The sequence below is a fragment of the Mycolicibacterium agri genome, from assembly GCF_002553505.1.
In the GTDB taxonomy this organism is placed as follows: domain Bacteria; phylum Actinomycetota; class Actinomycetes; order Mycobacteriales; family Mycobacteriaceae; genus Mycobacterium; species Mycobacterium agri.
Window position 1 is genome coordinate 1 of the sequence record NZ_PDCP01000072.1, and the last position, 13,123, is coordinate 13,123.

12 protein-coding genes and 1 pseudogene are annotated in these 13,123 nt (G+C 69.0%); 5 read left to right on the plus strand and 8 right to left on the minus strand.

Features of this window, described 5'->3' with window-relative positions; all coding sequences use genetic code 11:
- Positions 1-106: 106 nt before the first annotated feature.
- From CQY20_RS26550 to CQY20_RS35240, 3 genes and pseudogenes are all read left to right on the plus strand, one after another.
- Positions 107-289, plus strand: a pseudogene (locus CQY20_RS26550) (integrase core domain-containing protein); the annotation flags it as partial.
- Between the two features lie 129 nt (positions 290-418).
- Positions 419-1,111 carry a hypothetical protein gene (locus CQY20_RS26555; protein WP_097943169.1) on the plus strand — a complete coding sequence of 231 codons (693 nt, stop codon included), beginning with the start codon at positions 419-421 and terminating at the stop codon, positions 1,109-1,111.
- A gap of 39 nt (positions 1,112-1,150) precedes the next feature.
- Complete coding sequence (locus tag CQY20_RS35240) at positions 1,151-2,521, plus strand: RNA polymerase sigma factor (RefSeq protein WP_207767326.1); 1,371 nt, start codon at positions 1,151-1,153, stop codon at positions 2,519-2,521.
- Here the strand turns inward: CQY20_RS35240 and CQY20_RS26565 are convergent.
- The 7 genes from CQY20_RS26565 to rimP all read right to left on the minus strand — a co-directional run bounded on the left by CQY20_RS26565 (position 2,518) and on the right by rimP (position 10,167).
- Positions 2,518-3,861 (minus strand): MATE family efflux transporter, encoded by a 1,344-nt coding sequence (locus CQY20_RS26565; protein WP_097943171.1) that lies wholly within the window; start codon positions 3,859-3,861, stop codon positions 2,518-2,520. The genes CQY20_RS35240 and CQY20_RS26565 overlap by 4 nt on opposite strands.
- Positions 3,854-4,852, minus strand: coding sequence for a DHH family phosphoesterase (locus CQY20_RS26570; RefSeq protein WP_163700367.1), 999 nt, complete (start codon positions 4,850-4,852; stop codon positions 3,854-3,856). Before CQY20_RS26570 ends, CQY20_RS26565 begins: the two co-directional genes overlap by 8 nt.
- Complete coding sequence (gene rbfA, locus CQY20_RS26575; RefSeq protein ID WP_097943175.1) at positions 4,839-5,333, minus strand: 30S ribosome-binding factor RbfA; 495 nt, start codon at positions 5,331-5,333, stop codon at positions 4,839-4,841. The genes CQY20_RS26570 and rbfA overlap by 14 nt, the downstream gene beginning before the upstream one ends.
- A 24-nt stretch (positions 5,334-5,357) precedes the next feature.
- Positions 5,358-8,033, minus strand: coding sequence for a translation initiation factor IF-2 (infB, locus tag CQY20_RS26580; protein ID WP_097943177.1), 2,676 nt, complete (start codon positions 8,031-8,033; stop codon positions 5,358-5,360).
- A gap of 66 nt (positions 8,034-8,099) precedes the next feature.
- Positions 8,100-8,381, minus strand: a complete 282-nt coding sequence (locus CQY20_RS26585; RefSeq protein ID WP_308494479.1) for a YlxR family protein — start codon at positions 8,379-8,381, stop codon at positions 8,100-8,102.
- A 191-nt stretch (positions 8,382-8,572) separates the two neighbouring features.
- The gene (gene nusA, locus CQY20_RS26590) at positions 8,573-9,616 is read right to left on the minus strand and encodes a transcription termination factor NusA (protein ID WP_097943179.1); all 1,044 of its coding nucleotides are present in this window, start codon (positions 9,614-9,616) and stop codon (positions 8,573-8,575) included.
- A 2-nt stretch (positions 9,617-9,618) separates the two neighbouring features.
- Complete coding sequence (rimP, locus tag CQY20_RS26595; protein ID WP_097943181.1) at positions 9,619-10,167, minus strand: ribosome maturation factor RimP; 549 nt, start codon at positions 10,165-10,167, stop codon at positions 9,619-9,621.
- Between the two features lie 130 nt (positions 10,168-10,297).
- Here rimP and CQY20_RS26600 point away from each other — a divergent pair, with 130 nt between their 5' ends.
- On the plus strand, positions 10,298-10,786 hold the full coding sequence (locus tag CQY20_RS26600) for a hypothetical protein (RefSeq protein WP_097943183.1): 489 nt from the start codon (positions 10,298-10,300) through the stop codon (positions 10,784-10,786).
- Positions 10,783-11,268 carry a ferritin-like domain-containing protein gene (locus CQY20_RS26605; protein WP_097943185.1) on the plus strand — a complete coding sequence of 162 codons (486 nt, stop codon included), beginning with the start codon at positions 10,783-10,785 and terminating at the stop codon, positions 11,266-11,268. The genes CQY20_RS26600 and CQY20_RS26605 overlap by 4 nt, the downstream gene beginning before the upstream one ends.
- 98 nt (positions 11,269-11,366) lie before the next feature.
- Here the strand turns inward: CQY20_RS26605 and CQY20_RS26610 are convergent, their stop codons facing one another.
- A complete protein-coding gene (locus CQY20_RS26610; protein WP_097943187.1) occupies positions 11,367-13,112 on the minus strand; it encodes a proline--tRNA ligase in 1,746 nt (581 codons plus the stop codon).
- Between the last annotated feature and the right edge of the window lie 11 nt (positions 13,113-13,123).

Consider the following 13,123-nt stretch of genomic DNA (forward strand, 5'->3'; position numbering starts at 1 on the left):
CCATCCCGAACGCGATCCCAGAACTGACGCATAATCCAGGGATAAGCCTTCAGATACACAACAACCTCCAACAAGGTCGCTGTTGCAATCACCCCCAGAAATCGCCGAGAGATTCCACCGCAGCATGGCCGACGAATGGGCCTTCGCCCGCCACTACCGCGACGAACGCACCCGACGATCCGCACTGCCGACCTGGCTACACACCTACAATCACCACCGGCAACACTCGGCAATCGGCAAGGTCCCACCCATCACCCGATTGACCAACCTGCCTGGGCAGTACAGCTAGCGCCACCAATCGCGGCGGGGTCGAAAACCGTCGAAAACTCGGCGCAAAAAACGTAAGCAGTCGCCGGGTTGCGTGCTCCTACCTGTAGCAGCGGATCCACCAGGTTCCGCGAAACCTCAGGAGAGCATCATGAGCACCGCCTTCGCGTCGACCACGCAAACCCTGGCGACCACGCACACCCTCGCGTCCGCGCGCTACGACGAATCAGACCCGTCCACGGTCGCCGAGGCCTGGAGCGCCACCCCACTCGAGCAGTTCGACAGGCCCCTGCCGGTTGCATTCACCGAATCCACGACCGACGACGCTTTCGAACCCGATCCGACGCTCGCGCGCGCCAAGCTGTTCGGCGCACTTGCCGCGGGCGTCATCGGCGGCGCGACCCTGGGCGCCGTGCTGTTCGGCTGGGTCGAGCCGGCGCAATCGACCGTCATCGCACCCGAATCCAGCGTCGTCGTCTCGCCGCTGCCGAGCGCTGCCACCCAGTCGCCGGTGATGGCCACGAAGATCGCGCCGCCCCCCGCGGTGAGCGCGCCACGAGCGTCGGCCGCGCCCGCTGCCCCGGCGCCCAAGCCGGCTCCCGCCCCTCCGGTGATCGTCGACGTCGACCTGCCGCAGTCGCCGCCGTCGGAGGACGACCAGCAGCCGGAGGACGACCAGCAGCCGGACGAGGAACAGACGCCTGAGGACGAGGAGAAGCCGGACGAGGAGAAGCCGGACCCCGTCGAGCAGCTGGACCTCGACAAGCTGCAGATCCCTCAGTTCGATCCGGCGAAGCCGAAACCGGTGTTGAACCCGTTCGACGAAATCAAGCCGAAGCCCTGACGCCGTAGTATTGGACCACCTTCCATGGGAAGCACTGTGATGACCGCTGTACCCGAGTGGGACATCGTCGGCCCGTCCGGCACAGACGCGGAACTGGTCATGGCCTCCGCGGCGGGCGACCGCGACGCCTTCGCCGGCATCTACGACCGCTACGCCCATCGCCTGCACGACTTCTGCTGCGGGATGCTGCGCGACCGCGACAGCGCCGCCGACTGTGTGCAGGACGTGTTCTGCATCGCCGCGGCCCGTATGACGCAACTGCGGGAGCCGGACAAACTGCGGCCCTGGCTGTACGCGATCGCCAGGACCGAAGCGCTTCGCCGCCTCCGAGACCGCCAACGCGAAACCGTCTCCGACGAACTGCCCGACGCCGAATCAGACGACCCGAGCCCCGAATTACTCGCTGCCCGAACGGAACTCGCCGATCTGGTGGCCGAGGCGGCCGGTGGCCTGTCCGATCGCGACCGCTCGGTGCTCGAGTTGGCCTACCGGCACGGGCTGGACGGCGCCGACCTCGCCCAGGCCCTTGGCGTCAGCCAGTCCACCGCACATGTGATCGCGCACCGCCTACGGGAGACGATCGAACGCACCCTCGGCGCGCTGCTGGTGTCCCGCGGGGTGCGCGCGGATCCGGACCGTTGCGCCGACCTCGCGGAGATCCTTGCCGGCTGGGACGGCACGTTCACGGTGTTGATGCGCAAGCGCATATCCCGCCACATCGAGAAGTGCGCCGTCTGCAGCGAAGAGCGGCGCAGGCTCGTCAACCCCGTCGCGCTGCTGGGCGCCGCGCCGGTGTTCATTCCCGCACCGCAGTGGCTGCGCGACCGCACCCTCGGCGAGATCGAGTTGGTCAACGCGACCGACACCATCGGCGGCGGCGCTCGGCACGGTGTTCGCGACAAGCTGCCCGCCGTCCTGTTCACCATCGCCCTGCTGGCATCCCTTGGGCTGACGGTGATTTGGCTGCAGCAGCGCAACACCGTCGCGGTCACTCCGGTTGAGGTCAGCCAGACTGTGCCGCCGCCGGTGGCGCCGGTCAAACCCAACAACACACCGCCACCGACCGCCAAAGTGTTACCGCCGCCCGCAGAGCCACCTTCGCCGCGACAGGCCCCCACGGTGCAGGCACCGCCGCCGCGGGTCGTCGAACAACCGCCGGTCGTCGAGCCGCAACCCGAGCCGCCGCCCGCGCCGCCACCCGTGGTCGACGAACCGCCGCCCGTCGTGGAGGACCCGCCGCCGGTGTCGCCCGATCCGATACCGGAGTGGCAATGGCCCGAATGGCAGTGGCCGCAATGGCCGCAGCCCGACCCGGAGCGCCCCGGTGTGGGCAGGCTGACGGGACCGTCGGACATCGTCATCGATCAGCCGGGCCCGCAGCGCGTCCCGGACAGCGCGCCGCCGCCCTAACCCCTCGCGGCCGTGCCCGGCACCAACCAGTGGCCGGAAAACGACCGCCAGCACACGAAGCACAGGCGCAGCACCATGAAGGTGCTCAGGCCCGACCAGATGCCCAGTAGACCCCAGCCGAATGCCAGCGACAACCAGATCAACGGCAGGAAGCCAACGAGCGCGCTGATCAGCGTGGCGTTACGCATGAACTTCGCATCGCCGGCGCCGAGCAGCACGCCGTCGAGAGCGAAAACTATTCCCGCGATGGGCAATTGGGCGACCATGAACCACCACGGCACCCCGATGGCGTCGAGCACCGACTCGTCGTCGGTGAAGACGCTCGGCAGTACCGACGCGCCGACGGCGAATATGCCCGCCAGCACCGCGGCGGCCGCCGTGGAGAAGATCGTCACCCGCCACGCCACCGACTTCGCATGCGCCAATGCGCCGGCACCGAGCGCGGCGCCGACCAGCGACTGCGCGGCGATCGCCAGCGAATCCAGCACCAGCGCAAGCAAATTCCACAACTGCAGCACGACCTGATGGGCGGCGACGGCGGCCGCACCGAACCGGGCGGCGACGGCTCCGGCGGAGACGAAGCACGCCTGGAAGGCCAGCGTGCGCAGGATCAGGTCGCGGCCCATGGCCAACTGCGCGCGCAACACCGTCGGATGGATGCGCAGCGGCACCCGCTCCACCAGCAGCGCGCGGCAGAACATCAAGGCGGCCAACCATTGTCCGACGAGGTTGGCGACGGCCGAGCCCGCCAACTCCAGCCGAGGCATGCCCAGCCAGCCGTACACCAGAAGCGGGCACAGGATCGCCGACACCGTGAATCCGGTGACGACGTAGCGCAGCGGGCGCACCGTGTCCTGTACACCGCGCATCCACCCGTTGCCCGCCGACGAGATCAGGATCGCGGGCACGCCGACGATCGCGATCCGCACCCACGGCAGCGCCGCATCGGCGACGTCGCCACCGGCGGCGAGCGCCGACACCAGCGGCACCGCCACGATCTGAACGGCCAGCACGATGAACGTGCCCAATCCGATCGCCAGCCAGGTCGCCTGCACACCCTCGCCGACCGCCGCTTCTCGGTCGCCCGCGCCGAAGAACCGCGCCGAGCGCGCCGTGGTGCCGTAGGACAGAAATGTCATCTGCGAGGCCAGCGTGCTCAGGATCAGCGCGCCGATCGCCAACCCGGCCAGGCTGAGCGCGCCCAGCCGGCCCACTATGGCCAAGTCGAACAGCAGGTAGATGGGTTCTGCAGCCAGCACACCGAGAGCGGGCAGTGCGAGCCCGGCGATGCGGCGGCCGGTCGCGGGCGCAACCGGGGAATCCGGCTGCGGCTCAGCCAAGGGCTACGTACAGGGCCTGCACGACGTCGTCGGCGGACCCGGTCGTCGAATAGCCCGCGGCATGCGGATGGCCGCCACCGCCGAACGCGCTCGCGACCGTCGACAGATCCATCGACTTGGCGCGCATCGACACCGACCAGTGCCCCGGCTCGATCTCCTTGAACACCGCGGCCACCTCGGCCTGCTCGGTGGTGCGCACGATGTCGACGACGCTTTCCACTTCCTCAGGTCGCGCGTTGGCCCATTCCTCGTGTCGCACAATGGCGTACACCAGTCCGCGCCCTTCGGCGGCGTCGGGCAGCAGCGTCGCCGATGCCAGCACCCGCGACAGCATCGGCAGCCAGGCGAACGGGTGGGTGTCGAGCAGCGTGCGGCTGATCGAGGCGTTGTCGACACCCAGATCGACGAGCCGGGCCGCCAGCCGGTGTGCCCGCGCGCTGGCCCACCGGAACGAGCCGGTGTCGGTGGTAAGGCCCGCGTAGAGGCAGTGCGCCACACGCAAGTCGATCGGTTTGCCCCACGCGTCGAGCAGTTCGGCGACAAGCACCGTCGTGGAGTCGGCGGACGGGTCGACATAGTTGGCGGTGCCGAACAGCCGGTTGGAGGCGTGATGGTCGATGACCAGCACCTCGCGGCCCGGATAGGCCAGCTCCTGCAGCGAGCCGAGCCGGTTGAGGCTCGGAATGTCGACGGTGACCACCAGATCCGCGTCGCGGCGCATGTCGTCGGGCGGAATCATCAGGTGAACACCGGGCAGCGACTGCAGCGACTCCGGCAGCCGGTCGGGCGCCGCGAATGCCACCTCGACGTCTTTGCCGGCGTGGTCGAGCACCAACGCCAACGCCAAACCGGCGCCGATGGTGTCGGCGTCGGGATAGACGTGGCAGACAACGCTGACCGAACCGGCCGAGGCCAGCAGGTCTGCGGCGGCCCGAGCGTCTACGCGCTCACCGACGACTTCTTCGTCGAACTTCGGATCAATCGCGGTCAACGGTGTCCTCAGCGTTTCGCTCGTCGTCCAGCTCCCCGCTGGCACCCTCCGCCCCCGTGACACGGTACGGGTCCGCATCACCGGCGTGCTTGGCGCCCTGCCGAACTCTCGCCAAATTCTCATCTGCGGCGCGGGCTCGCGCCAGCAGTTCTTCCATTCGGTGAGCGGCGTCGGGGACGGTGTCGCGCGCAAACGCCAAGGTCGGGGTGAACCGCACGCCGAGCGCCGCGCCGACCCTGCTGCGCAGCACCCCCTTGGCTTTCTCCAGCGCAGCCGCTGCACCGGCATAGTCGGGCTCGTCGTCGAGCGACTTACCCAGCACCGTGTAGTACAGCGTCGCGTCGTGCAGATCCGCGGTCACCTTCGCGTCCGTGATGGTGACGCCGGCCAGCCGCGGATCCTTGATCTCATACTCGATCGCCGAGGCGACGAGTTCCGATATCCGCTTGGCCAGCCGGCGTGCTCGCGCCGGGTCAGCCATACTGCCCCTCGCAGGAGCGGCTCATCACGTCCGCGCCTTTTCGACGAGTTCGTAGGTCTCGATGATGTCGCCTTCCTTGATGTCGGAGTACGACAGCGTCAGACCGCATTCGTAACCCTCGCGCACCTCGGTGACGTCGTCCTTCTCCCGGCGCAGCGACTGCACCGTGAGGTTCTCGGCGACCACGATGTTGTCGCGCAGCAGCCGCGCTTTCGAGTTGCGTCGGATGATGCCGGAGGTGACCAGGCAGCCGGCGATGTTGCCGACCTTCGACGACCGGAAGATCGCGCGGATCTCCGCCCGGCCGAGTTCCTTCTCCTCGTAGATCGGCTTGAGCATGCCCTTGAGCGCACGCTCGATGTCATCGATGGCCTGGTAGATCACCGAGTAGTAGCGGATCTCGACACCTTCGCGGTTGGCCAGCTCGGTGGCCTTGCCCTCGGCGCGCACGTTGAAGCCGATGATGATCGCATCCGAGGCCGACGCCAGGTTGACGTTGGTTTCGGTGATGCCACCGACGCCGCGGTCGATGACGCGAAGCTCGACCTCGTCGTCGACCTGGATGCCCAGCAGGGCCTCCTCGAGCGCTTCGACCGTACCGGCGTTGTCGCCCTTGAGGATCAGGTTCAGCTGGCTGGTTTCCTTCAGCGCCGAATCCAGGTCCTCGAGGCTGATCCGCTTGCGGCTGCGGGCGGCCAACGCGTTGCGCTTACGCGCGCTGCGCCGGTCGGCGATCTGACGCGCGATGCGGTCCTCGTCGACGACGAGCAGGTTGTCGCCTGCGCCTGGCACCGACGTGAAGCCGATGACCTGCACGGGCCGCGACGGCAGCGCCTCTTCGACGTCGTTGCCGTGCTCGTCGACCATGCGGCGGACACGCCCGTAGGCGTCGCCGGCGACGATCGAGTCGCCGACACGCAGCGTGCCGCGCTGGACGAGCACCGTGGCCACCGGGCCGCGACCGCGGTCCAGGTGCGCCTCGATCGCCACACCCTGGGCCTCCATATCGGGGTTGGCCCGCAGATCCAGTGCGGCGTCGGCGGTCAGCAGCACCGCCTCCAGTAGCTGGTCGATGTTGGTGCCCTGCTTGGCGGAGATGTCGACGAACATGGTGTCGCCGCCGAATTCCTCTGGCACCAAACCGTATTCGGTCAACTGCCCGCGGATCTTGGCCGGATCGGCGCCTTCCTTGTCGATCTTGTTGACCGCCACCACAATCGGCACGTCGGCCGCCTGCGCGTGGTTGATGGCCTCCACCGTCTGCGGCATCACGCCGTCGTCGGCGGCGACCACCAGGATCGCGATGTCGGTGGCCTTGGCGCCGCGGGCACGCATGGCGGTGAACGCCTCGTGGCCCGGGGTATCGATGAAGGTGATCTTCCGCTCGTTGCCGTCGAGGTCGACGGTCACCTGGTAGGCGCCGATGTGCTGGGTGATGCCGCCGGCCTCGCCCTCGCGGACGTTGGCCTGCCGGATGGTGTCGAGCAGTCGGGTCTTGCCGTGGTCGACGTGGCCCATCACGGTCACCACCGGCGGGCGGCTCTCCAGATCGGACTCGTCGCCTTCGTCCTCGCCATAGGTCAGGTCGAACGACTCGAGCAGTTCGCGGTCCTCGTCCTCCGGGGACACCACCTGGACCTTGTAGTTCATCTCGCTGCCGAGCAGCTCGAGCGTGTCCTCGCTGACCGACTGCGTCGCGGTGACCATCTCACCGAGGTTGAACAGCGCCTGCACCAGCGCGGCCGGGTTGGCGTCGATCTTCTCGGCGAAGTCGGCGAGCGACGCGCCGCGGGCCAGCCGGATGGTCTCGCCGTTGCCCTTCGGCAACCGCACGCCACCGACGACCGGCGCCTGCATGTTCTCGTATTCGGCGCGCTTCGCCCGCTTCGACTTGCGCCCGCGCTTGGGCGCGCCGCCGGGGCGACCGAACGCACCTGCGGCACCGCCGCGCTGACCGGGACGGCCACCACCGCCGGGGCGACCGCGATAGCCACCACCTGCAGGTGCACCGCCGCCGCGGTAGCCACCGCCGCCACCGCCGGGGCGCCCGCCCTGGCCTGCGCCCGGACGTGGACCGCCACCCGGTCCCGGCCGCGCGCCGCCTGGCCGCGGGCGGCCGACGGCGCCCGGCGGACGCGGCGGCATATTGCCTGGTGTGACGCCCGGACGCGGGCCTCCGCCGGGACGCGGGGCGCCGGGTCGGGGCGCCTGCGGCCGCGGGATGGGCCGGTCGACGGGCTGCGACGACGAGAACGGGTTGTTTCCGACGCGGGGGGTGCGCGGCGCCGGCTTCGGGCCGGGCCGCGGGCCCGGTGTCGGGCCCGGACGTGCGGGCGCAGGAGCCGGGGCGGACGCGGAGGCAGCCGGTGCCGGCGGCGCGACCGGAGCCTCGGGCTCTTTCGGCGTTGGCGCAGGTGCGGCGGGCTTGGGGCCCGGCTTGGCCGCCGGGGCCTTCTCCGGCGCCGACGCCTTGGCCGCCGTCGCCTTCTTCGCGGGCGCGCCGTTCCCGTCGGCCTTGGCCTTTTCGGGCGCGGGCTTCGGTCCGCCGAAGGATTCGCGCAGCCGGCGCGCGACGGGGGCTTCCACCGTCGAAGATGCAGATTTCACAAACTCGCCCTGTTCGCTCAGCCGGGCGAGTACTTCTTTGCTGGTTACACCGAGTTCCTTGGCCAACTCGTGTACGCGGGCCTTGCCTGCCACTTACTCTCCTGTCTATGAGGCGCAAGCGGTGGTGGGCCGCGCCTCGGGTTTAGCTACGACGCATGGTCATCGTCTGGACTTCACGGTGTGCTCATGTTCTTCGCTGCCTGTTCTGTTGCCGGGGTGGCGAGGCTCTTCGAACGATGCTGCGATCGACTCCAAGTGCTCCGACACCGCGGATGTATCCGGTGAGCCGGTGATGCGCAACGCTCGTCCGAATGCTCGCCGCCGGATTGCTGCGTGCAAACACTGCTTGTCGGGGTGCAGCCACGCACCCCGCCCTGGCAGGTTACCTGCTGTGTCAACGATCACGGTGTAAACACCGTTCCCGCTGTCGCGAGCAACCATCCGTAGCAGTTCGGCGGCCAGCCCTCGTTTTCGGCAGCCGATGCATGTCCGTACGGGTCCTTCCGTACTTCGATGCGGCGACGCCGAAATCTCGCGCTGGATCACGCCTGAGTCTACCGTCTGGGCCCTTGCGAACAGAAACGCAGGCGGGGCCTTATCTATGGACCGATCTATGGGCTAGCTATCCGGGGCTATCTATCGTGGGGCACCCCGTGCGCGGCGTCGGGACTCGGCGGGCTGTCCGGCGCGGTCGCCGCGTCGCTGCGGATGTCGATGCGCCAGCCGGTCAGCCGCGCGGCGAGCCGGGCGTTCTGGCCCTCCTTGCCGATGGCCAGCGACAGCTGGAAGTCGGGCACTATCACCCGGGCCGCGCGGGCGGCTTCGTCGATCACCTGCACCGACACCACTTTGGCCGGGGACAGGGCGTTGGCGACGAACTTGGCCGGGTCCTCGTCGTAGTCGATGATGTCGATCTTCTCGCCCGACAACTCGCTCATCACGTTGCGTACCCGCTGGCCCATCGGGCCGATGCAGGCGCCCTTGGCGTTCAGGCCCGGCACCCGGGAGGCCACCGCGATCTTCGACCGGTGCCCGGCCTCGCGGGCCACCGCGACGATCTCCACCGAGCCGTCGGCGATCTCGGGCACTTCCAGCGAGAACAGCTTGCGGACCAGGTTGGGATGTGTGCGCGACAGGGTGATCACCGGTTCGCGGGCGCCGCGGGTGACGCCGACGACGTAGCAGCGCAGCCGGTCGCCGTGTTCGTACCGCTCGCCGGGCACCTGTTCTGCGGCGGGGATGACGCCTTCGGAGCCCTTCGTTTCGCTGCCGATCCGCACCACGACGAGCCCGCGGGCGTTGGCGCGGCTGTCGCGCTGGATGACGCCGGCGACGATCTCGCCCTCGTGGGTGGAGAACTCGCCGTAGTTCTTCTCGTTCTCGGCGTCACGCAGCCGCTGCAGGATCACCTGACGTGCGGTGGTGGCGGCGATGCGGCCGAATCCCTCTGGGGTGTCATCCCATTCGCTGATGACGTTGCCGTCCTCGTCGGTTTCGCGCGCGATCACCTGCACGGCGCCGGTCTTGCGGTCGATCTCGATGCGGGCGTCGGGATGATGCCCTTCGGTGTGGCGATAGGCGGTGAGCAGCGCGGACTTGATGGTCTCCACCACGACATCGACGGAAATGCCCTTGTCGGCCTCGATGGCGTGCAGCGCCGCCATGTCGATATTCATGCTTACGCCCCCTTCCCCGTCCCGCCGGCCAACTCCAGTTCCCGCTGGTCGGGAGTTGAAAACTCAACCTGCACAACAGCTTTGGCGATCCCGTCCAGGGGCAGTTCGCGCACGGAGTAGTTCTTGCCTCGCTCGCGCACCACCACGCGGACGGTGCCGTCGCGTGTCTCGCCGAGCCTGCCGCTCAACTGCGATCCGTCGGACAACGTCAACTCCACCTTGCGGCCGCGGGCGCGCCGGTAGTGCTTCTCCTCGGTCAGCGGCCGGTCGACGCCGGGTGAGGTGACCTCGAGGACATAGGGCGAGGCTTTCTTCGAGGAGTCGAGCCGGTCGAGCAGTTCGGATGCCGACCGCGACAGGTTGGCGATGGTTTCGAGGTCGAGCCCTTCGTCCCCGTCGGCGATCACGGTGATGCGGGGTGGGCGCGCGGCGCTGTCGATGACGACGTCTTCGATCTCATAACCTGCGCGCGCGAACTCGCCGTCGAGTAGCTCGATCACCTGCTTCTGCGAGGGCAACCTCGCAGACCGCAGCTGCGAATCCGATGCCACGGCGAGCTCCTCATGTTGAATTGTCCCGACGCGCCCCACGATACGCCAGTCAGCAGTAGGCGAACCGGAATCTGGCTGGCGGCACCCAGCGAATGCGCGCGGCCGAATCGGGCGATGGCAGGATGGCGCTGTGCCGAGTGCCCTTCCCCTCGTCAGCAGGCGCCGCATGCTGCTCGGGACGGCGGCCCTGGCGGCGCTGAGCGTCACGTCCGCCGCGTGCGGCAAGTCCCCGCCCCCGCCTGAGCTCGACGACCTGATGACCCAACTCGATCTGGCCCGCAGTGACAGCCAACTGGCCAGCGACGCCGCGACCGCGGCCGGCCCCGCGCAGAAGCCCGCGCTGGCGGCGGTGTCGTCGGCGCGTTCGGAGCATGCGCAGGCCCTCTCCGACGAGATCGCCCGCATCACCGGAGAGACGACGGCGTCGACCGCCCCGACGACGACCAGCACCACCCCTGCGCAGGCGACGCCGCCGACGGTCAGGGACGTCGCCGCGGCCCTGCGGAAGTCCGCCGACAGCGCCACCAGCCTGGCGCCGCAGCTGTCCGGTTACCGCGCGGGGCTGGTGGGGTCGATCGCGGCGTATTGCACGGCGGCTTTCACGGTGGCGCTGACATGACCTCACCGGAGCCGACTGTCGAGACGGACGGCCCGCCGCGGCCGCCCGATGCCGATGTGGCCGCGCTGTTCGACGCCGTGGCCACCGAGCATGCCGTCATCTACGGCTACGGCTTCGTGTCGGCCCACTCCCTGCCCGAGAACAACAAGCTGGTGTCCGGCGCGATGGCCGAGCACCGCGAACGCCGCGAGGCCGCGATCGAGATGCTCGAGGAGCGGTCGGTGGACCCGCCGCTGCCCGCCGCCGGCTACGAGCTGCCCATGGAGGTGGACAACCCGACCGACGCCGCCAACCTCGCGGTGCGCATGGAAGAGGACGCCGCAGTCGCCTGGCGCGCGGTGCTCGAACAGGCCACCAGCAGCGAGTATCGGGAGTTCGCCCTGAAGGCGCTCACCCAGGCGGCCGTCGCGACCGCGCGTTGGAACAAGGTGCTGGGCGCCACGCCGGTCAACGAGCCTTTCCCCGGCGGCACCGAGCAATAGGGCTTCTTCGGGCGCGCCCGAGGTCACCTCTCCCTCGCGAGCAGACGTTCGTGCCCGCAAAGTCCCAGGAAAGGGCGGACCTTTGCGTCTGCTCGCGGTCAGGAGGTGAGGGCTTCGGCGATCGCGGCTGCCGCGCCGTCGACGGGCACCTCGCGGGTTTCGCCGCTGAACCGGTTGCGCAGCTCGACAACACCGTCGGCCCAGCCGCGGCCGACGACCACGATCCACGGCACCCCCAGCAACTCGGCGTCCTTGAACTTCACGCCCGGCGACGACGACCGGTCATCGAGCAGCACCTCGACGCCAAGCCGGTCCAGCTCGGCGGCCAGCTCGCCGGCGCCGGCGCGGGCGGCCTCGTCCTTGTTGGCGATCACCACATGGGCGTCGAACGGCGACACGGACGACGGCCAGCGCAGGCCGAGCTCGTCGTGGTGTTGCTCGGCGATCACCGCGACCAGCCGCGACACCCCGATGCCGTAAGACCCCATCGTCAGCCGCACCGGCTTGCCGTCCTCACCCAGGACATCGACGTTGAACGCGTCGGTGTATTTGCGGCCCAGCTGGAAGATGTGGCCGATTTCGATGCCGCGGGCCGACACCAGCGGACCTGCGCCGTCCGGCGACGGGTCTCCGTCGCGCACCTCGGCCGCTTCGATGGTGCCGTCAGCGGTGAAGTCGCGGCCCATCACCAGGCCGACGACATGCTTGTTGGGGGCGTCAGCTCCGGTGATCCACGACGTGCCGTCCACTACCCGCGGGTCGACCAGATAGCGAACGCCGTTCTCCCGCAATGCCTTCGGGCCGACGTAGCCCTTCACCAAGAAGGGGTGCTTGGCGAAGTCGGCATCATCGAGGAAGGCGTACTCGGCGGGGTCGAGCGCGGCGCCCAGGCGTTTGTCGTCGATCTCGCGGTCTCCGGGCACGGCGATGGCCAGCAGCTCCCAGTCGCCGTCGGGCTGGCGGACTTTGAGCAACACGTTTTTGAGGGTGTCCGCGGCGGTGATCTCCCGCCCGAGGTCGACGGTGTTGGCCCATTCGACCAGCGTGGCGATCGTCGGGGCATCCGGAGTGTCGTACACCTTGGCCTCGGGCAGGCCGTCGATGGGCAGCGGGTCGGGCGCCGGCGTGACGACGGCCTCGACGTTGGCGGCATAACCGGACTCCAGGCACCGCACGAACGTGTCCTCGCCGATGTCGCTCTCGGCGAGGAACTCCTCGGACGCGCTGCCGCCCATGGCGCCGGAAACAGCCGACACGATGACGTAGCGCACCCCCAGCCGGTCGAAAATGCGCTGGTAGGCCTCGCGGTGGCGCTGGTAGGCGACGCGCAGCCCGTCGTCGTCGACGTCGAAGGAGTAGGAGTCCTTCATGACGAACTCGCGGCCGCGCAGGATGCCCGCGCGCGGACGGGCCTCGTCGCGGTACTTCGTCTGGATCTGGAACAGCAGCAGCGGGAAGTCCTTGTAGCTGCTGTACTCCCCCTTCACCGTCAGCGCGAACAACTCTTCATGGGTGGGGCCGAGCAGATAGTCGTTGTCGCGGCGGTCCTTGAGCCGAAACAACGAGTCGCCGTACTCGGTCCAGCGGTTCGTCGCCTCATACGGCGCGCGCGGCAGCAGCGCCGGGAACAGGATCTCCTGCCCGCCGATCGCGACTATCTCCTCGCGCACGACTCGCTCGATCTTGTGCAGCACCCGCAGCCCCAGCGGCAGCCAGCTGTACAGCCCGGGCCCGACCGGCCGGATGTAGCCGGCCCTGATCAGCAACTTGTGGCTGGGCACTTCGGCGTCGGCCGGGTCGTCGCGCAGCGTGCGCAGGAACAGCTCGGACATGCGGGTGATCACAGCCCGCTAGC